Source organism: Rhodanobacter spathiphylli B39 (genome assembly GCF_000264295.1).
In the GTDB taxonomy this organism is placed as follows: domain Bacteria; phylum Pseudomonadota; class Gammaproteobacteria; order Xanthomonadales; family Rhodanobacteraceae; genus Rhodanobacter; species Rhodanobacter spathiphylli.
In genome coordinates this window covers 1-19,143 of record NZ_AJXT01000004.1, presented here as the reverse complement: position 1 = coordinate 19,143, position 19,143 = coordinate 1, and the positions used below count along the sequence as shown (strand labels likewise).

Here is a 19,143-nt window from a genome sequence, read left to right as displayed (position 1 = left end):
TGCCGCTGCCCCGGCCGCCGGGTAGCCTGCATGAATTCAGTGCGTAAACCGGCATGACCGTCAGCTACACCCACCTGCACCTGCACAGCGAATATTCGCTGGTCGACTCGACCATCCGCATCAAGGCGCTGGTCGCCGCCTGCGTGCGCGACGGCATCCCGGCGGTGGCACTGACCGACGACAGCAACATGTTCGCGCTGGTGAAGTTCTACAAGGCCTGCAGCGCCGCCGGCATCAAGCCGATCGGCGGTTGCGACCTGTGGATTTCCTCCAGCGACGACCCGCGTCCGTGGCGACTCACCCTGCTGTGCCAGAACCGCGACGGTTATCTCAACCTGTCGCGGCTGGTCTCGCGCGCGTGGCAGGAGGGCCAGCATGGCGGACGCGCCCTGGTCGACGCGTCGTGGCTCACCGCCGGCGCCACCGAGGGCCTGATCGCCCTGCTCGGACGCGACAGCGAGACCGCTCGCCTCGCCATCGGCCAGGGCATCGACGCGGCACAGGCCAGATTGCGTCCCCTGGCCCGGCTGTTTCCCGACCGGCTGTACCTGGAGCTGACCCGCTGCGGCCGCGACGGCGAGGAAAACTGGAACACCGCCGCACTGGCCCTGGCCGGCGAACTGGCGCTGCCGGTGCTGGCCAGCAACGACGTGCGCTTCCTCAAGCAGGACGACTTCGCCGCGCACGAAGCGCGCGTGTGCATCAACCAGGGCCGCGTGCTGGCCGATCCCAAGCGCCCCCGCGAATACAGCGACCAGCAATACCTGAAGACGCCCGCCGAGATGGCCGCGCTGTTCGCGGATCTTCCCGAGGCGCTGGAAAACAGCGTCGAACTGGCCAAGCGCTGCACGCTGGAACTGAAGTTCGGCACGTATTACCTGCCCGACTTCCCGGTGCCCGAGGGCCACGACCTCGACAGCCATATCCGCGAGCTGTCGCGGCAAGGCCTGCGCGAGCGCCTGGAACACGCGCCGCTGGCAGCCGATCACACGCTGGACGACTACCACGCCCGGCTGGAACGCGAGCTGGACGTCATCGTCAAGATGGGTTTCCCCGGCTACTTCCTGATCGTGGCGGACTTCATCAACTGGGGCAAACAGAACGGCATCCCGGTCGGCCCCGGGCGCGGTTCGGGCGCCGGCTCGCTGGTGGCCTGGGCGCTGAAGATCACCGATCTCGACCCGCTGCAGTTCAACCTGCTGTTCGAGCGCTTCCTCAACCCCGAACGCGTGTCGATGCCCGACTTCGACATCGACTTCTGCATGGATCGCCGAGACGAGGTGATCGACTATGTGGCGCGCAAGTACGGTCGCGACCGCGTCAGCCAGATCATCACCTACGGCTCGATGGCGGCCAAGGCCGTGCTGCGCGATTCCGGTCGCGTGCTCAGCATGCCGTACGGCCAGGTCGACCGGCTGGCCAAGATGGTGCCGCCGCGACCGCTCGACCTGACACTTTCCGACGCGCTCGGCCGCTCCGAGAAATCGAAGAAGGAGACCGACCGCGTCGTCAAGGAGTTCTGCGAAACGTACGAGCAGGACGAGGACGCCCGTGCCCTGATCGACCTGGCGCTGAGCCTGGAAAACCTCACCCGCAACGCGGGCAAGCACGCTGGCGGCGTGGTGATCGCGCCGACCCCGCTGACCGACTTCGCGCCGCTGTACTGCGAAGCCGGCGGCGGCGGCGTGGTGACCCAGTACGACAAGGACGATGTCGAGGCGGTCGGCCTGGTGAAGTTCGACTTCCTCGGCCTGCGCACGCTGACCATCATCGACTGGGCGGTCAAGGCGATCAACGCGCGCCGCGCGAAAGCCGGCGAGGCCCTGCTCGACATCTCGGCGCTGCCGCTGGACGACCCGGCGTCGTACGAGCTGCTGAAGAAGGCGCAGACCGTCGCCGTGTTCCAGCTCGAATCCTCCGGCATGCAGCGCATGCTGAAGGACGCGAAGCCCGACCGCTTCGAGGACATCATCGCGCTGGTGGCGCTGTACCGCCCCGGCCCGATGGACCTGATCCCCAGCTTCGTGGCGCGCAAGCACGGCCGCGAGGAAGTGGAATATCCCGACCCGCGCGTCGAGCCGATCCTGAAAGAGACCTACGGCATCATGGTCTACCAGGAGCAGGTGATGCAGATGGCGCAGATCGTGGGCGGCTACTCGCTCGGCGGCGCCGACCTGCTGCGTCGCGCGATGGGCAAGAAGAAACTCGAGGAAATGGCCAAGGAGCGCGCCAAGTTCCGCGAGGGCGCGGCGAAGGACGGCCTTTCCGGCGAAAAGGCCGACGCGATCTTCGACCTGATGGAGAAGTTCGCCGGCTACGGCTTCAACAAGTCGCACGCCGCCGCGTACGCGCTGGTCTCGTACCAGACTGCGTGGCTGAAGGCGCACTACCCGGCCGAATTCATGGCCGCCACGATCTCCTCGGACATGGACAACACCGACAAGGTGGTGACCTTCCTGGACGAATCGCGCGCCATCGGCATCGCCGTGCAGCCTCCGGACGTCAACGCGTCCGAGTACATGTTCGTGGCGATCGAACCGAAGGTGATCCAGTACGGCCTCGGCGCGATCAAGGGCGTCGGCCAGGGCGCGTGCGAGGCCATCGTGGCCGAGCGCGCGCACGGCAAATACACCGACCTGGCCGACTTCTGTCGCCGCGTCGATCCGACCCGGCTCAACCGGCGCGTGCTGGAAGCGCTGATCATGGCCGGCGCGCTGGACGCGCTGGCGGCCAATCGCGCCAGCCTGATGCTGCAACTGCCCGACGCGATCAAGGCCGCCGAACAGCACCTGCGCGACAGGCAGTCCGGCCAGAACGACATGTTCGGCGCGGCGATGGGCAATACCACGCCAGTAGTGAAAATTGACCTGCCGACCGTGCCCGAATGGCCGCTGGAACAGAAGCTGCAAGGCGAGCGCGACACCCTGGGCCATTACCTTTCCGGCCACCCCACCGACCCGTGGAAGGAAGAGCTGGCGCAGCTGTCGACCTGTCCGCTGGGCGAGATCGTCGATCGCTACCAGCCGCCGAAACCGCGCAAGAACGACGACGGCGACAACAACCGTTTCCGCCGCGGCCCCGACACGCCATGGACCGTCGCCGGCATGGTCACCGCCGTGCGCAAGCGCGGCGACAGCGACGCCTTCGTGCGGCTGGAAGACGGCACCGGCATCATCGAGGTCAGCTTCTTCGGCGAGCTGTACCAGCAGATGGCGCCGCTGCTCACCCGCGACCAGATGCTGGTGGTCGATGGCGGCCTGCGCATCGATGACTTCTCCGGCGGCGGCTTCCAGCTGCGTGCACGCAGCGCGTTGTCGCTGGAAGACGCCTGTCGCAAGCATGCACGCCTGCTGCAGCTGAAATTGAACGGCATCGGCCCCGACTTTGCCGCCCAGTTGCAGCGCACCCTGGCCGGCTACCGCGGCGGTCGCGCCAGCGTCACCCTGCATGGCTACCGCAACCGCAGCGCCCAGGCCGACCTGGAACTGGGCGAAGCCTGGCGCGTCGACGCCATCCCCGACCTGCTGCGCGCCGTCCGCGCCCTGCCCGGCGTGCAAGCCGCCCGCCTGCGCATCGTCAAGCAGCAGGATTGAGATACCGCCGGGGCGCATGTAACCACTGTCTGCGAGCACGCATGGAGAGACCGATGACCGTTGCCCACAAATGGACTTTCGCGCTGTTCGGCCTGGTCGCTTTCGGCGGCGTCCATGCGCAGCAGGCACATCCCGACGCGCCGTTTCTGTGCGGGGGAGGCGACGGCAGCACCGATCGGACGACACTCGCCGAAGTCGTCGGCGACGGGCGCGCCCACTTCGTCGCGGGCACCGACGACTGCCCTCCCACGGCGGATCGCTGCCGGGAAAAGGCCTACCTGATCCCGGGTGACCAGGTACTGGCGGGCGCCGAGCGCGGCGACTACGCCTGCGTCATGTTTCCCGACAACCAGGATGGACACGCCGGCTGGCTGCCGCGCGACCGCCTGCGGCCGGTGCAGGCACAGCCATCACCGTCGGCATGGGAGGGCGACTGGGTGCAGGGGGACAACCGCATCACGATCCGCCATCACAACGGCATCTTGCATGCCGACGGCGAAGCCTATTACCCGATGGCCGACCCACCGCCGGACCAGTTCCCCGGCGGTCCCAACCTGGGCGCCATGGGCGGGGAGGCACGGCTCAGCGGCCATCACGCAACCTTTGTCGACGATGCGTGCGAGGTGAGCGCCTTCCTGGTCGGGAAGTTTCTGGTGGTCAGCGACAATCACCAATGCGGCGGACTCAACGTCCGCTTCGACGGCATCTATCGACGCCGGTAGGCCTTCGCGGGATTACTTGCCGCCCCGCTCCATCATCGCCTTCAGATCGGCAAACGGGTTGCCCGTCGCCGGCGGCGCTTCCTCCACCGCCATCACCCCGCCGCGCACGTGGTCGATGTGCCGCGAGTGCTCGTTGTCGTGGCAATACACGCACAGCAGTTCCCAGTTGCTGCCGTCGGGCGGGTTGAAGTCGTGATCGTGGTTGCGGTGGTGCACGGTCAGCTCGGACAGGTTCGTGCGGGTGAACTCGCGGGCGCAGCGGCCGCACACCCACGGATACATCTTCAGGGCGCGCTCGCGATAGCCCAGCTCGCGCTGCTCGGCGGCGTGCCGGGCCTCGGCCACGATGCGGTCGAGTTTCGCGTTGTCGATGGGCTTGCTTGACATGCAGATGATCCGGTGGCGGGTGCGGGGGCGTGACGGGGCGGACGATAGCGCAATCGCGCTGCCCGTGGCAGGCCGGGTGTCGACCCCGTCACAGCCATACGGCGGCGTTCTCGCGTTTTGCCGCGGGACGCTATACTGGAGCGCTTCAGTACCGTGAATTGCAGCGAATGAACCCCAACTTCCTCGATTTCGAACAACCCATTGCCGAACTGGACGCGAAGATCGAAGAGCTTCGCCACGCCAGCGATGGCCAGGCGTTCAATATCGAGGACGAGGTCGGCCGCCTGCGCGAGAAGCTGAAGATCAAGACCGCCGAGATCTTCCGCAACCTCAACTCGTGGCAGACCACCCAGCTGTCGCGCCACCCGGCGCGTCCCTACACGCTCGACTACATCGGCGTGATCTGCGAGGAATTCCACGAGCTGGCCGGCGACCGCATGTACGCCGAGGACGCCGCCATCGTGGGCGGCCTGGGCCGCGTCAACGGTCGGCCGATGGTGATCATCGGCCACCAGAAGGGCCGCAACACCAGGGACAAGGTACGCCGCAATTTCGGCATGCCGCGCCCGGAAGGCTATCGCAAGGCGCTGCGCCTGATGAAGATGGCCGAGCGTTTCGGCCTGCCGCTGCTGACCCTGATCGACACTCCCGGAGCCTACCCCGGCGTCGGTGCCGAGGAGCGCGGCCAGAGCGAGGCGATCGCCCGCAACCTGCTGGAAATGGCCGAACTCAAGGTGCCGATCATCTGCACCGTGATCGGCGAAGGCGGCTCCGGCGGCGCGCTGGCGATCGGCGTGGGCGACCGCACCAACATGCTGCAGTATTCGACCTATTCGGTGATCTCGCCCGAAGGTTGTGCCTCGATCCTGTGGAAGAGCGCCGACAAGGTGAAGGACGCCGCCGAGGCCCTGGGCATGACCGCCCCGCGCCTGTTCGAACTGGGCCTGGTCGACAAGGTCGTGCGCGAACCGCTGGGCGGTGCCCACCGCAACCCGCGCTCGATGGCGATCCGCCTGAAGGCCGTGCTGCTGAAGCAGCTCGACGAACTCCAGGCGATGCCCGTACCCGACCTGCTCGAACAGCGCTACCAGCGCCTGCGCAGCTACGGCGCATACCAGGGATAAGCCCGCGCACCCTTGGCAGGCGTTCGTGGCGCTACCATCGGCGCATTCCTCTCGACGGATTCCCGCCATGGCCCACGACAAGCTCGCCGTACTGATCGACGCCGACAATGCCCGCCCGGCCATCGTCGAAGGGTTGCTCGCTGAAATCGCGAAATACGGCACCGCCCACGTCAAGCGCATCTACGGCGACTGGACCAAGCCCGATTTGAACGGCTGGAAGGAAGTGCTGCTGCGCCACTCGATCCAGCCGATCCAGCAGTTCCGCTACACCGTCGGCAAGAACGCCACCGACTCGGCGATGATCATCGATGCGATGGACCTGCTCTACGCCGAGCGCTTCGACGGTTTCTGCATCGTGTCCAGCGACAGCGATTTCACCCGGCTGGCCTCGCGCATCCGCGAATCGGGGCTGACCGTGTACGGCTTCGGCGAGCGCAAGACGCCCGAACCGTTCCGCACCGCCTGCGACAAGTTCATCTACACCGAAGTGCTGGCCGGCACCGCGGCGACCGCCGAAGCCGAGGCGGCACCGAAGCAGCGCTCGGCCAAGGAACTGCGCGGCGACACCCACCTGATGAACCTGCTGCGCGGCGCCATCGAGGCGGCCTCGGACGACACCGGCTGGGCCGGCCTGGGCGCGATCGGCAGCATCATCAACAAGCAGTCGCCCGATTTCGATTCGCGCAACTACGGCTACGCCAAGCTCAGCGGACTGATCAAGGGCATCGGCCTGTTCGACGCCGAGGAACGCCACATCGGCAACGGCAAGCACATCTACGTGCGCCAGCGCATCGCAAAAAAATGAGCAACCGGAAGTGAGCGACACGCTGCACCGGCACCTGCGCCGCGCGCTCGAAACCCTGCCGACCGCGCCGCTGTGCGTGGCCTTCAGTGGCGGCCCCGACTCCACTGCCCTGCTGCATGCGCTGGCGCAACTGCCGCCGGCGCGCCAACGCGGGCTGCGGGCATTGCATGTCGATCACAGCCTGCATGGGGACAGCCGGCTCTGGGCGGAACATTGCCGGGCGTTCTGCGCCACGCTCGACATCCCCTGCGAGGTCTTGCCGGTGCAGGTGCGACGCGGCAGCGGCAGCGGCCTGGAAGCGGCCGCACGCGAGGCGCGCCACGCCGCGCTGGCGGCCGGGCTGCGCGAAGGCGAGCTGCTGCTGTTCGCCCATCACCGCGACGACCAGGTCGAAACGGTCCTGCTGAAACTGCTGCGCGGCGCCGGGCCCGAGGGGCTGGGCGGCATGCGTGTCTTGCGCCGCTTCGGTCGTGGGCAGCTGTGGCGCCCGTTGCTGGAACTGTCCCGCCAGCAGCTGCACGACTACGTGGCGGCACAGGGGCTGGCCTGCATCGACGATCCGTCCAATGCCGACATCCACCTGGCGCGCAATCGCCTGCGCCACGAGATCCTGCCACGGCTGCTGCGCTTCTGGCCGCAGGCGCCGGATTCGATCCTGCACAGCGCCGCATTGAGCCGCGCGGCGGCGGACACATTGCGCACGCAATGGCTGGCCGCGTTCGACGAACTGCACGACGCATCCAGCGGCAGCCTGGACGCCCCTGGCTGGCTGGCATTGGCGCCGGCGCTGCGCGAACCGCTGCTCGACCACTGGCTGCACGCGCGTGGTCGCAGGGCGCCCACCGCGGCGCAACGCCGGCAGATCGAGCGTCAATGCGCGGCACGTGCCGGCCGGCTGCCCTGCATTCGCTGGGACGATACCGAGCTGCATATCTGGAAGGGCCGGCTGTGGGCGCTGCCGGCCGCCGTCGACATCGATGACCGGTGGCAGGCTGACTGGCATGGCGAGCCTCTGGCCCTGCCCGATGGGGGCGAACTGACCCTGGACGATCCTGCCGTCCGCCTCGCCGAACCCTTGCGCGTGCGGCTGCGGCGCGGCGGAGAGCGCATCAAGCCGGAGGGCGACGCGCATACCCGGGAATTGCGCGACCTGTTCCAGCAGGCGCGGATGCCGCCGTGGCGGAGAGCGTGTTGTCCGCTGATCCTTGCCGGCGATGAGCTGGTGGCAGTGGCGGATTGTTGGCTCAGTGGCCAGGGGGCGGAGCTGTTTCGGAAGGTGGGGGCGTGGCCGCGTTGGCGGGCGGGGCGGTGAGTCGGGGCGGGGCGGCCCTCGCCTCAATCCTCTCCCGCGGGCGGGAGAGGAGGCTGACGTGCCGAGCGGGAGTCGGGCTTCGTGCTTCGGCTTGGCTCGGTGGGTCGGGTTTCGGTGGTGGATTGGCTTTCCGGATTGATTCGGGGGGCTTGCTGCGTTAGCGTTGCGGGCCATGGCCAAGACCGTTCCCGCAACCAGCAAGACCCCGCCCGTCGCCGACTTCGAACACTCGCTCGACGAGCTGGAGCAACTGGTCGCGAAGATGGAAGGTGGCGACATGAGCCTGGACGATTCGCTGGCCTCGTTCGAGCGCGGCATCGGTCTGTTCCGTCATTGCCAGCAGTCGCTGGAACAAGCCGAATTGCGCGTGCGCCTGCTGCTTGATCCCGATGCCCCCGACAGCGCCCAGCCGTTTGAACCCGAACTCTGATCACGCCGAGCTCGGCCCTGCCCTGCAGTCCCTGATCCAGCGCGCCGAACAGGCGCTTGATCGGCATCTGCCGTCCGCCGGACATTCCCCCGCCGAACTCCACCGCGCGATGCGTTACGCCGTGCTGAGCGGCGGCAAGCGGCTGCGTCCGCTGCTGGTCTACGCTGCCGCGCAGGCGCTGGGCCATGACAGCGCCACGCTGGATGCGCCAGCCTGCGCGGTGGAGCTGATCCACGCCTATTCGCTGGTGCACGACGACCTGCCTGCGATGGACGACGACGCCCTGCGCCGCGGCCGGCCCACCTGCCACATCGTGTTCGGCGAGGCGATGGCGATCCTCGCCGGCGACGCGCTGCAGGCGCTGGCGTTCGAGATCCTCGCCGACGACGCCGCGCGCCAGGTCGAGGCCGCCACCGGCATCGCCATGCTGCGTGCACTGGGCCGGGCCTGCGGCGCCGAGGGCATGGCCGGCGGCCAGGCGCTCGACCTCGCCGCGGTCGGCCGGCATTTGGGCCTGGACCAACTGGAACACATGCACGCCTGCAAGACCGGTGCGCTGATCCGCGCATCGGTGCAGCTGGGCGCGCTGGCCGCCGGCGCCGACGACGGCATGTTGCAGTCGCTCGACCGCTACGCCCACGCGGTCGGCCTGGCCTTCCAGGTGCGCGACGACATCCTCGACGTGGAAGGCGAGTCGGCGGTGATCGGCAAGACCGCCGGCAAGGACGCCGCCGCCGACAAGCCCACCTTCCCGTCGATCATCGGCCTCGACGCCTCGCGCGCCCGGCTGGCCGAACTGACCGAGCAGGCCCTGGCCGCGATCGCGCCGCTGGGCACGCGCGGCGAGCTGTTGCGCGAGCTGGCCCTGTATTCCGCGCTGCGGGTGCGCTGAGCCGTTCGCCCCGCGCGGCGACTTGCTGCACAACGGTTCCTGTGCTGCACTCGGACACTGTCGCCATCGCGGCAAGGGGTCGTCAACCGATGCGTCTGCGCCACATCGAAGTGTTCCATGCGGTGCTGACCACCGGCAGCCTGACCGGGGCGGCGGACCTGCTGAACATCTCGCAGCCTGCCGCCAGCAAGGCGTTGCAGCATGCCGAACAGCAACTGGGCTTCGCCCTGTTCAGCCGGGTGCGCGGACGCCTGCAGCCGACCCAGGAAGCACTGCTGCTGCGTCATCGCGTCGACAAGATCATCCAGGATCTGCACGACCTGCAGCGCCTCACGGCGAACATCGGCGACCCTGAAAGCTCGCCGCTGCGGGTGACCTGCACGCCGACCCTGGCGCATGCGCTGGTACCCGACGCGACCACCCTGCTGCGCAAGTCCTTTCCCAACACCACCGCCGAACTGTTCACCCAGCACTCGGCGGAGATGTGCGAATCGCTGATGCTCCACGAAGCGGACATCGGGCTCACCCTGCAGAACGCCGGCCACCAGGGCCTGCACCAGGAGCCGCTGTGCCGCGGGCACATCATGGTCATCGCCCCGCCCGGCTGGTGGTCGCCGGAGGAACTGGCGCAGCCCCTGCCGGTCACCGCGCTGGCCGACCAGCCGATGGTCGGCATCGCGGTGCACGATGCGCTGGGCCGCATGCTGCAAGGTCACCTGAGCCAGGTGGTGCCGGCACCGCGCACCGCAGTCTGGGTGCAGACCTACCAGCTGGCGTATTCGCTCGTCGCGCAAGGCGAGGGCCTGGCCCTGGTCGATCCGTTCACTGCATCGTGGGGCGGCGGGAAAACCGTGCAGACGCGCCCGCTGAAACTGCAGCTGGACGTGGTGCTCCACGCGCTCTATCGGCTGGACAGCCCGCTGAATCCGCTGCAGAAGCGCTTCCTCGGCCTCGTCCGCCAGCTGGCCCAGCAGATGCTGGGCCAGGCCTGAGGCGCCCGGCGCGGCGCTCCGGCCTCAGCCACACCCACAACCTTTGGTTATGCCTGGTGCCGGTCTTTTCATTGGAGGCCGGCGCGGGGCTGTGACTATCCTCGATCCGTGTCGTGAGGGGGAGAGTGGATGTCCGACCGGAGCACGCCTCGATCAGATGCAGGGCCAGTCCGCGCGGTGGCGACACGCCGACGCGGCATGCACCCGAGCCGGCGGCAGCACCCACGGGGCGGAAGGGGCCGCCTCGATTCCCGATGCAGTACGTCAACGATCCGCTGCGAAGTCGTCGCCCGCCGACCGGACGGTGTCACCGCCCGGGCCGACAGCATCCTGTTGCAAAACATCCGGGGAGAATGTTCATGAACAAGCGTTCCGGTCGGTTCGTTCCGACCTTGCTGTCTGCCGCGATCCTGCTGGTACTGGCCAGCGCCGCCACGGCACAGGAGGCCGATCCGCAAGGCGGGGCGCCCGCGGCCACGCCGACCAAGGCGAAGGACCTCGGGCCGGTGGTGGTCACCGGCACCCGCGCCGGCAACCGCACGGAAAGCTCGTCGCTGACGCCGATCGACGTGATCTCCGCCGACGTGCTGAAGCAGACCGGCACGATCGACCTGACCCAGGCGCTCGAGCGCGCCATCCCCTCGCTGAATTTCCCGTTCGCGCCCGCCTCCGACACCTTCGCGTTCCAGCGCCCGTTCGAACTGCGCGGCCTGTCGCCGGACCAGGTGCTGGTGCTGGTGGACGGCAAGCGCTGGCATCCCGGCGCGCTGGTGCTGAGCCTGGGCCAGATCGGCCAGGGCTCGCAGGGCATCGACCTCAACACGATCCCGCTGTCGGCCATCGATCACATCGAGGTGCTGCGTGACGGCGCCTCCGCCCAGTACGGTTCCGACGCGCTGTCCGGCGTGGTCAACATCATCCTGAAGAAGGGCGCCAAGGGCGGCGACGTGCAGGTCAGCGGCGGCCAGTTCTCCGCCGGCGATGGTCGCCAGTGGCAGGGTGCGGCGAACTTCGGCATTCCGCTGGGCGGCGACAGCGGCTGGCTGCGCATCACCGCCGAAGACAGCAACCAGAGCCCCAGCAACCGCGCCGGTGTCGACCGCCGCCCCGGCCTGGCCCAGCTCGGCGTGAAGTTCCACTTCGGCACCGTCTCGTTCAAGAACAAGAACCTGTTCCTCAACACGCAGTACGACATCACGCCCGGCGTGCAGTTCTACGCATTCGGTCACTACGGCCGCCGCGTGGGCGAACCGCGCGGCTTCTATCGTTACGGCAGCAACACCGCCTACCCGAACAACCCGCTGATCGGCCTGGTCTATCCGGACGGCTTCCTGCCGCGCGAGCACGGCGACTCGGCGGATACCTCGCTGGTGGCCGGCCTGCGCGGCACCTGGAACGGCTGGCGCTGGGACGTCAGCGGCAACTACGGCGGCAACCGCGTCTCCTACAGCACGCGCAACAGCACCAATTACGCGATGCTCAACGACTTCGGCAGCAGCCCGACCAGCTTCCACGACGGCATCCTCACCGCCAAGCAGCAGACCTTCGACATCGATATCTCGAAGGAGGTCGCGTTCGGCTGGCTGCCCAATCCGCTGACCCTGTCCTTCGGCACGCAGTACCTGCGGCAGAGCTACGACGTGGAGGCCGGCGACTTCGGCTCGTACTACGTGGGCACCTCCGGCGTGCGCGGCGGCGCCCAGGGTTTTGCCGGCTGGGGCCCGCAGGACGCCATCTCGGTGGCGCGTCACGACGTTGCCGAATACCTGCAGTTGGAAGGCAACCTCACCGACCGCTTCGGCTTCTCCGCCGCGCTGCGCCACGAGGACTATTCGGACTTCGGCACCACCACCTCGGCTGCGCTGTCCGGCCGCTTCGACTTCACCGACTCGTTCGCCCTGCGCGGCAGCGCCTCGACCGGCTTCCGCGCGCCGGGGCTGGGCCAGCAGCACTATTCGGAAACCACCTCCGCCGCCTACGGCGCCGGCAACTCGCTGGGTCTGCCGCCGGGCATCTACCTGCGCGGCCTGGTGCCGGTGGACAACCCGCTGGCAAAGCTGCTGGGCAGCGAGCCGCTGAAGGCGGAGAAGTCGCGCAACTTCACCGCCGGCGTGGTGTGGAACCCGACCAACGCGCTGAACATGTCGTTCGATGCCTACCAGATCACCGTCACCAACCGCATCGCGCTGTCCAGCTCGCTTTCGCTGTCGACGCCTTCGGTGGTCGCCTACCTGGCCGCCAACGGCGTCACCAACCTGCAGTACAGCGGCCTGTCCTACTTCACCAACGCCGGCACGGTGCGCACCCAGGGTGCCGATGTGGTGACCAGCTACCGCAGCGACTTCGGCGACAACGGCAGCCTGATGTCGACGCTCAGCTACGGCTACCACAAGAACAAGGTCACCGACGTCAAGCCGAACCCTCCGGTACTGGACTCGCTGGGCGTGATCTTCCAGCGCCTCAACCGCAGCGCGATCAAGGGCCTGCTGGCCGACACCGCGCCGCGCAGCAAGCTGATCCTCAACGAGACCTACAGCCTCGGCCACTGGGCCTTCAACGGCACGCTGACGCGCTACGGCCGCATCACGACGTACGGCTCGACCAGCTATCTGAATGACATCGTCTACCCGCACAAATGGCTGCTCGATCTGGCGGTCAGCTACAACCGCGACCGCTGGACCTTCACCGTGGGCGGCGACAACGTGCTCGACACCTATCCGAAGAAGGTGCCGCAGAGCGACGACCAGAACGGTGCCTTCCCGTATTCGTCCAGCTCGCCGTTCGGCTTCATGGGTGCCTACGTGTACGGCAAGGTGCAGTACCACTGGTAGGCAAGCCCGCTGCGGCGAAGGTCCCGCTGCACGCCGGGACCTTCGCCGACGCTCCATGCAGACGGCCATCGCCGGCATGCCCCAACCATCAGTTATGCAAGGCAAGCGTCTTTTCATTGGTGGCACGCGACCGCCCGTGACTATGCTCGAACCTCATCGTGGAGAGTGAACGAATGACCGAACAACACACGCTGCGCAGCGATGCCGGAATCGCCCGCCGCACCACGACGCGCAGCCGGTCGCGCTGGCGCCGCACCCTGCTGGCGCTGGCGCTGCTGCCGGCGCTGGGCGCCCTGGCCCACGCGCAGGACGCCGCGACATCGACGACCACCGCGTCGAAGACCGCCGCCATCGCCAGCGCCAACGCACTGGCCACCGAGGCCGGCTTCGAAGTGCTGGCGCGCGGCGGCAACGCGGTGGATGCAGCGATTGCGGTGGGCAGCACGCTGTCGGTGGTGCAGCCGGAAGCGTCCGGCATGGGCGGCGGCTTCCTCGCCGTGATCCACGACGCGGCCACCGGCAAGGACACCTTCATCGACGCGCGCGAGATGGCGCCGCAGGCGGTCAGCGAGAAGGATTACCTGAAGGCGGACGGCACGCCGAACCGCGACACCTCGCTCAACGGCCCGCTGGCTGCCGGCATCCCCGGTTTCCCCGCCGGCGTCGCCTACATGTCGGGCAAGTACGGCAAGCTGCCGCTGGCGGCGTCGCTGAGTCCGGCGATCCGGATCGCCGAGCAGGGTTTCCATCCCAGTGGTGCACTGGTTCGTTCGATCGGCTACAAGGCCGAAGTGCTGCGCCGCTACCCCGCCTCGTCGGGCAAGTTCATGCCGGGCGGCAAGGCGCCGGTCGAAGCGGACCTGTTCCGCGATCCGAACCAGGCACGCACGCTGAAGGCGCTGGCCGCCAACGGCGCGGACGGTTTCTACAAGGGCGCGGTGGCGAAGGAACTGGTGAAGTCGGTGCGCGCCGCCGGCGGCACCTGGACACTCGTCGACCTGGCGAACTATCGCGCGAAAGAACGCCAGCCGATCGAGCTGCAGTACGCCGGCTACAAGGTGATCACCGCGCCGCCGCCCTCCTCCGGCGGCGTGGCGATCGCCGAGATGCTCAACATCCTCGCCCCGCTCGACCTCAAGAGCATGGATGAAGCACACCGCATCCATTACCTGGTGGAGGCGATGCGCCGCGCGTTCCGCGACCACAACGAATACCTCGGCGATCCCGACTTCGTGAAGATGCCGCTGGACATGCTGCTGTCGCCCTACTACGCGGACGGCCTGCGCCAGAGCATCCTGCCCGAGCAGGCGACCAAGTCGGCGTGGCTGCCGTCGGTGCATGCGAAGAGCCCCGGCATGCACACCACGCACTACTCGATCATCGATAAGGACGGCAACATGGTCTCGATGACCGCCACGGTGAACACGACCCTGGGTTCCAGCTTCGTGGCGGGCAAGACCGGCATCCTGCTCAACAACGAGATGGACGACTTCGCCCTGGTCTCGGGCCAGCCCAACGCGTTCGGCCTGATCGGCGGCAGCGCCAACGCGCCGGTCGGCGGCAAGCGCATGCTGTCGTCGATGTCGCCCAGCATCGTGGTCGGCAAGGATCGCCTCGCGGTGATCGGCTCGCCCGGCGGCTCCACCATCATCACCCAGGTGTTCGAGGCGATCCTCGCCTTCGTCGACGGCAAGGACGCGGGCCAGATCACCGCGCAGAAACGCATTCACCACCAGTTCCTGCCCGATCGCATCGACATCGAAAAGGGCAGCGACATCCCCGCCGACGTGCTGGCCAGGCTCAAGGCGATGGGCTACGAGATCAACGACACCGAGACCTGGGGCAACATGAACGTGGTGGTGTGGGACAAGACCAGCAACACCAAGACCGCCGCCAGCGACCCGCGCAATCCCAACGGCCTGGGCAAGGTCGAAACCGCCCATTGAGGCAGCCGGCCGCAAGGCCGGTTGCGACACCGCGAGCTGCTGGCGGTTGCCCAGCCAGGGTTCACGTGCCCGATCTTCCGCCTCCTTCCACTTCCCCCTGATCGACGGCGCCGCCGCCACCTGGAGTCCTCTTTCATGTCCACCCAAGGCGATGCGAAGCCTTCCGCGCAATGGCGTCCGCCGTACCTGCTGTACCTGGGCAACGCGGCCGATGACCTGGCCATCAAGACGGCCAGAGGCGTGGCCTACTGGCGCCCGGAATGGTGCGTGGGCCAGCTGCGCCATCCCGACTGCAAGCCCACGCTGGACCTGCCCGACATGAGCATGGCCGAGGCGAAGGACCTCGGCGCGAACACCATGCTGATCGGCACCGCGAACGCGGGCGGCACGATGGCGCCGGAGATCGTGGCCGCCGCCATCGAGGCGCTCGACACCGGCCTCAACGTGGTCGCCGGCCTGCACCACAAGCTGCGCGAGAACCCCGACATCGTGGCCGCGGCGCAGCGCAACGGCCGGGTGCTGTTCGACGCCCGCGATCCCGCGCCCGGCATCCCGGTCGGCAACGGCCGGCCGCGGGCAGGCCGGCGCCTGCTCACCGTGGGCACGGACTGTTCGGTGGGCAAGATGTACACCACGCTGGCGCTGGAACGCGCGATGCGCCAGCGCGGCCTGCTGGCGGACTTCCGCGCCACCGGCCAGACCGGCATCTTCGTCGCCGGCGCCGGCGTGCCGATCGATGCGGTGGTCGCGGACTTCATCTCCGGGGGCGCGGAGTGGATCTCGCCGGCGCGCCACGATGGCGGCTGGGACCTCATCGAAGGCCAGGGCTCGCTGTTCCATCCCTCCTACGCGGGCGTGTCGCTGGGCCTGCTGCACGGCTCGCAGCCCGACGCCCTGGTGCTGTGCCACGAACCCACCCGGCGCCACATGCGCGGCCTGCCCGACTACCCGCTGCCCGAGCTGAAGCCGTGCCTGGAGGCGAACCTGGTCGCCGCGCGCCTCACCAATCCGGCGGTGAAGCCGGTGGGCGTCGCGCTGAATACCTCCGGCATGGCGGCGGGCGAAGCCGCCGACGCCTGCAAGCGCATCAGCGACCTGCTCCAGCTGCCCTGCCAGGACCCGGTGACCATGGGTGTCGAAGCGATCGTGGACCAGTTGCTCGCATGCTTCGCGAACTGAACATCAGCGAGCGCAGCTTCCCGCTGGTGGCACCCTTCCGCATCGCGCGCGGCGTGAAGTACGCCGCCGACGTGGTCACGGTGGAACTGCACCAGGCAGGACGGACCGGGCGCGGCGAATCGGTGCCGTATGCGCGCTACGGCGAATCGATGGCCTCGGTGCTCGACGAGATCGAGTCGCTGCGGGCCGAGCTGGCCGCCGGCATGGGCCGCGACGAACTGCAGCTGCGGCTGCCGCCCGGCGCGGCGCGCAACGCGCTGGACGCGGCGATGTGGGACCTCGATTCGCAGCTGAGCTCGGTGCCGGTGTGGGTGCAACTGGGACGACCGCCACGCGCCACCCTGCGCAGCGCGATCACCCTCAGCATCGACACGCCCGCGCGCATGGGCGAGGCGGCCGCGCGCATCGCCGACGCCGGGCTGATCAAGATCAAGGTGGACGCCGACGACCCGGCCGCGCGGATCGAGGCCGTGCGGCAGGCCGCACCCCGCGCGCACCTCATCGTCGATCCCAACGAAAGCTGGACCATCGAGATCCTGCGCGACCTGCAGCCGCTGCTGGAACGCGCCGGCGTGGAACTGCTGGAACAGCCGCTGCCCGCCGATGCCGACGAGGCCCTGCTGGGTTTCCACAGCCGCATCCCGATCTGCGCCGACGAAGCCTGCCACGTCACCGCCGACCTGCCGCGACTGCGCGGCCGCTACCAGGCGGTCAACATCAAGCTGGACAAGACCGGCGGACTCACCGAGGCTTGGCGACTGCTGCGCGCCGCGCGTGCCGACGGATTCAAGATCATGGTGGGTTGCATGGTGTGTTCGTCGCTGGGCATCACCCCGGCACTGGAAATCGCCCGCGAGGCGGAGTTCATCGACCTGGATGGCCCGCTCTGGCTGCAGCACGACTACGCCGACGGGGTGAGCCTGCACGACGGCTTCCTGCTGCCGCCCGCGCCCGCCTTCTGGGGCGGCTGACGATGCCGCGGCCGGGCAGCACGCCATGCTGAACCTCGACGCGATCCAGAGCCTGGCCTGCGGCGGCCTGTTCCTGCTGGTCGGCTATGCGATCCGCAAGCGCGTGCCGCTGCTGGCGCGCTTAAGCATCCCGGCGCCGGTGATCGGCGGCCTGCTGGTGGCGCTGGCCCTGCTGGCCTGCCGCCAGTGGGAGGTGACCCCGGTGCGCTTCGACACCACCTTCAAGCAGCCGCTGATGATCGCGTTCTTCACCGCGATCGGCTTCAACGCCAGCACGTCCCTGCTCAGGATCGGCGGTCGCCAGCTGCTGCTGTTCCTGGGCCTGGCCAGCGGCCTGGCGGTGATGCAGAACCTGGTCGGCATCGGCCTGGCGACCGCCTTCGGCCTGCCGCCGCTGTTCGGCGTGATCACCGGCTCGGTGACGCTCACCGGCGGCCCGGCCACCGGCATGGCGTTTGCTCCCGTGTTCGCCGAGGCCGGCGTCCATGGCGCGGCCAGCGTGGCCCTGGCCAATGCCATGGCCGGCATCGTGCTGGGTTCGGTGATCGGCGCGCCGGTGGCGACGATGCTGATCGAGCGGATGAAGCTGCGCACGCCGATCGGCTCCCCCCGCACGGCCAGCGCGGTCGCCGTGGCGCTGGCCGACGAGCCTCCCGCCAGCGCGCCGCGGGTCGAGGAGGCCGCCTATGCGGGACTGCGCAACTTCGTCTGGCTGCTGCTCGCGATGGGACTGGGCGCCTGGATCAGCGGCGGACTGGGCCAGCTCGGGCTGACCCTGCCGGCCTACATCGGCGCCATGCTGGTCGGCGCGCTGATCCGCAACATCGACGACCGCCATGGCTGGTTCGGCCTGTCGATGCCGACCATCGACATCATCGGCAACACCTGCCTGTCGCTGTTCCTGGTGATGGCGCTGATGGACCTGCACCTGTGGGAACTCAGCGGGCTGGCGCTGCCGCTGCTGGTCAACCTCGGCGTGCAGTCGCTGATCGTGGTGGCGTTCTGCTGCTGGCCGCTGCTGCAACTGATGGGGCGCGACTACGACGCGGCGGTGATGGCCAGCGGCTTCATCGGCTTCATGCTGGGCACCACCGCCAACGCGATGGCGGTGATGAGTTCGCTGACCGAGCGTTACGGCCCGGCGACACGCGCCTTCCTGGTCGCGCCGATCGTGGGCGCGTTCCTGATCGACTTCACCAACGCCCTGGTCATCACCGGCTTCATCAACGGCTGGAAATGACGGCCACAAAAAAAGGGCGGCTTGCGCCGCCCTTTCCTCATGCCTGCCGCAGGCTCAACTCACCAGCCGCAGCGTGAACGGATAACGGTACGCCGTGCCTTCATTGGCCTTGATCGTGCCGATGATTGCCAGCACCAGCCAGGCCACGAACACCACGGCCAGCACCAGGAAGCCGATCAGGATGAAGCAGAGGATCCAGCCCACGATGGCGGCGATCGCCACGGTGATGTTGAAGTTCAGCGCTTCCTTGCCCTGGTCGTTGACGAACGGCATGGTGTCCTTCTTGATCAGCCAGATCACCAGCGGCCCGACGATGCTGCCGAACGGAATGATCAGACCGATCAGCGCGGACAGGTGCGCGAACATCGCCCACTGGCGCTCTTCGGCGGAAGGGGCACCGGCCATCGGCGGTTCGCTCGGCGGGGGCGGAATCACGGATTCGGGTGGAACGCTCATGCGCATCTCCTTCTACGTCAAAAGTTCGCCGGCCGCTTGCCGGTTGCACCGATGCTAGCAAGGCTGGAGGCGCTTTGCCGCAGGAATCTGCGAAAGACCGGCAGAGCGACCCCACCCCGACCCTCCCCTGCATGCAGGGGAGGGAGACAAGCGGCGCTTTGCTCCTTCCCCACTGCGTGCAGGAGAGGAAGACGAGCCGCGCTCTGCTCCTCCCCCTGCGTGCAGGGGGAGGCAGGGAGGGGGTTGCGCAGGGTGGCGAAAAA

15 protein-coding genes are annotated in these 19,143 nt (G+C 68.3%); 13 read left to right on the top strand and 2 right to left on the bottom strand.

The genetic code is table 11. The annotated features are described in order from the left end of the window. The first annotated feature begins 53 nt into the window (after nucleotides 1-53). Together dnaE and UU7_RS00775 are read left to right on the top strand one after the other, a co-directional pair. Nucleotides 54-3,593 (top strand): DNA polymerase III subunit alpha, encoded by a 3,540-nt coding sequence (gene dnaE / locus UU7_RS00780; RefSeq protein WP_007804441.1) that lies wholly within the window; start codon nucleotides 54-56, stop codon nucleotides 3,591-3,593. 53 nt (nucleotides 3,594-3,646) lie between these two features. Continuing rightward, nucleotides 3,647-4,315, top strand: coding sequence for a hypothetical protein (locus UU7_RS00775; RefSeq protein ID WP_007804439.1), 669 nt, complete (start codon nucleotides 3,647-3,649; stop codon nucleotides 4,313-4,315). Nucleotides 4,316-4,327: 12 nt separating this feature from the next. Here UU7_RS00775 and UU7_RS00770 read toward each other — a convergent pair whose 3' ends face one another. Beyond that, nucleotides 4,328-4,702, bottom strand: coding sequence for a YajD family HNH nuclease (locus tag UU7_RS00770; RefSeq protein WP_007804437.1), 375 nt, complete (start codon nucleotides 4,700-4,702; stop codon nucleotides 4,328-4,330). Nucleotides 4,703-4,869: 167 nt separating this feature from the next. Here UU7_RS00770 and UU7_RS00765 point away from each other — a divergent pair, with 167 nt between their 5' ends. The 11 genes from UU7_RS00765 to gltS all read left to right on the top strand — a co-directional run bounded on the left by UU7_RS00765 (nucleotide 4,870) and on the right by gltS (nucleotide 18,424). After that, nucleotides 4,870-5,826 (top strand): acetyl-CoA carboxylase carboxyltransferase subunit alpha, encoded by a 957-nt coding sequence (locus tag UU7_RS00765; RefSeq protein ID WP_007804435.1) that lies wholly within the window; start codon nucleotides 4,870-4,872, stop codon nucleotides 5,824-5,826. Nucleotides 5,827-5,893: 67 nt separating this feature from the next. Further along, a complete protein-coding gene (locus UU7_RS00760; protein ID WP_007804433.1) occupies nucleotides 5,894-6,631 on the top strand; it encodes an NYN domain-containing protein in 738 nt (245 codons plus the stop codon). A 10-nt stretch (nucleotides 6,632-6,641) separates the two neighbouring features. Continuing rightward, a complete protein-coding gene (tilS, locus tag UU7_RS00755; protein ID WP_007804431.1) occupies nucleotides 6,642-7,943 on the top strand; it encodes a tRNA lysidine(34) synthetase TilS in 1,302 nt (433 codons plus the stop codon). A 172-nt stretch (nucleotides 7,944-8,115) separates the two neighbouring features. Next, nucleotides 8,116-8,373, top strand: a complete 258-nt coding sequence (locus tag UU7_RS00750; RefSeq protein WP_007804428.1) for an exodeoxyribonuclease VII small subunit — start codon at nucleotides 8,116-8,118, stop codon at nucleotides 8,371-8,373. Further along, entirely contained in the window at nucleotides 8,357-9,265 is a 909-nt protein-coding gene (gene ispA, locus UU7_RS00745; RefSeq protein ID WP_007804426.1) for a (2E,6E)-farnesyl diphosphate synthase, read from the top strand. The genes UU7_RS00750 and ispA overlap by 17 nt, the downstream gene beginning before the upstream one ends. 89 nt (nucleotides 9,266-9,354) lie before the next feature. Further along, on the top strand, nucleotides 9,355-10,257 hold the full coding sequence (locus UU7_RS00740; RefSeq protein WP_007804424.1) for a LysR family transcriptional regulator: 903 nt from the start codon (nucleotides 9,355-9,357) through the stop codon (nucleotides 10,255-10,257). Nucleotides 10,258-10,616: 359 nt separating this feature from the next. Next, on the top strand, nucleotides 10,617-13,088 hold the full coding sequence (locus UU7_RS00735; protein WP_007804421.1) for a TonB-dependent receptor plug domain-containing protein: 2,472 nt from the start codon (nucleotides 10,617-10,619) through the stop codon (nucleotides 13,086-13,088). 173 nt (nucleotides 13,089-13,261) lie between these two features. Beyond that, nucleotides 13,262-15,034: a gamma-glutamyltransferase gene (gene ggt / locus UU7_RS00730; RefSeq protein WP_007804419.1), complete on the top strand. Its 1,773-nt coding sequence runs from the start codon at nucleotides 13,262-13,264 to the stop codon at nucleotides 15,032-15,034. A 135-nt stretch (nucleotides 15,035-15,169) separates the two neighbouring features. Beyond that, nucleotides 15,170-16,213 (top strand): N-acetyltransferase DgcN, encoded by a 1,044-nt coding sequence (dgcN, locus tag UU7_RS00725; protein ID WP_007804418.1) that lies wholly within the window; start codon nucleotides 15,170-15,172, stop codon nucleotides 16,211-16,213. Beyond that, nucleotides 16,198-17,184 carry an N-acetyl-D-Glu racemase DgcA gene (gene dgcA / locus UU7_RS00720; RefSeq protein WP_007804416.1) on the top strand — a complete coding sequence of 329 codons (987 nt, stop codon included), beginning with the start codon at nucleotides 16,198-16,200 and terminating at the stop codon, nucleotides 17,182-17,184. Before dgcN ends, dgcA begins: the two co-directional genes overlap by 16 nt. A 25-nt stretch (nucleotides 17,185-17,209) precedes the next feature. Further along, on the top strand, nucleotides 17,210-18,424 hold the full coding sequence (gene gltS / locus UU7_RS00715; protein ID WP_007804414.1) for a sodium/glutamate symporter: 1,215 nt from the start codon (nucleotides 17,210-17,212) through the stop codon (nucleotides 18,422-18,424). Between the two features lie 54 nt (nucleotides 18,425-18,478). Here the strand turns inward: gltS and UU7_RS00710 are convergent, their stop codons facing one another. After that, nucleotides 18,479-18,880, bottom strand: coding sequence for a DUF4870 domain-containing protein (locus UU7_RS00710; protein WP_007804411.1), 402 nt, complete (start codon nucleotides 18,878-18,880; stop codon nucleotides 18,479-18,481). Between the last annotated feature and the right edge of the window lie 263 nt (nucleotides 18,881-19,143).

What these genes read in the sequence shown, in the direction of transcription:
- gltS (WP_007804414.1), top strand. Translation starts at nt 17,210, where the DNA reads ATGCTGAACCTCGACGCGATCCAGAGCCTGGCCTGCGGCGGCCTGTTC.
- UU7_RS00765 (WP_007804435.1), top strand. Translation starts at nt 4,870, where the DNA reads ATGAACCCCAACTTCCTCGATTTCGAACAACCCATTGCCGAACTGGAC.
- UU7_RS00735 (WP_007804421.1), top strand. Translation starts at nt 10,617, where the DNA reads ATGAACAAGCGTTCCGGTCGGTTCGTTCCGACCTTGCTGTCTGCCGCG.
- UU7_RS00710 (WP_007804411.1), bottom strand. Translation starts at nt 18,880, where the DNA reads ATGAGCGTTCCACCCGAATCCGTGATTCCGCCCCCGCCGAGCGAACCG.
- ggt (WP_007804419.1), top strand. Translation starts at nt 13,262, where the DNA reads ATGACCGAACAACACACGCTGCGCAGCGATGCCGGAATCGCCCGCCGC.
- UU7_RS00760 (WP_007804433.1), top strand. Translation starts at nt 5,894, where the DNA reads ATGGCCCACGACAAGCTCGCCGTACTGATCGACGCCGACAATGCCCGC.
- dnaE (WP_007804441.1), top strand. Translation starts at nt 54, where the DNA reads ATGACCGTCAGCTACACCCACCTGCACCTGCACAGCGAATATTCGCTG.
- dgcN (WP_007804418.1), top strand. Translation starts at nt 15,170, where the DNA reads ATGTCCACCCAAGGCGATGCGAAGCCTTCCGCGCAATGGCGTCCGCCG.
- UU7_RS00775 (WP_007804439.1), top strand. Translation starts at nt 3,647, where the DNA reads ATGACCGTTGCCCACAAATGGACTTTCGCGCTGTTCGGCCTGGTCGCT.
- UU7_RS00750 (WP_007804428.1), top strand. Translation starts at nt 8,116, where the DNA reads ATGGCCAAGACCGTTCCCGCAACCAGCAAGACCCCGCCCGTCGCCGAC.
- UU7_RS00740 (WP_007804424.1), top strand. Translation starts at nt 9,355, where the DNA reads ATGCGTCTGCGCCACATCGAAGTGTTCCATGCGGTGCTGACCACCGGC.
- UU7_RS00770 (WP_007804437.1), bottom strand. Translation starts at nt 4,702, where the DNA reads ATGTCAAGCAAGCCCATCGACAACGCGAAACTCGACCGCATCGTGGCC.
- dgcA (WP_007804416.1), top strand. Translation starts at nt 16,198, where the DNA reads ATGCTTCGCGAACTGAACATCAGCGAGCGCAGCTTCCCGCTGGTGGCA.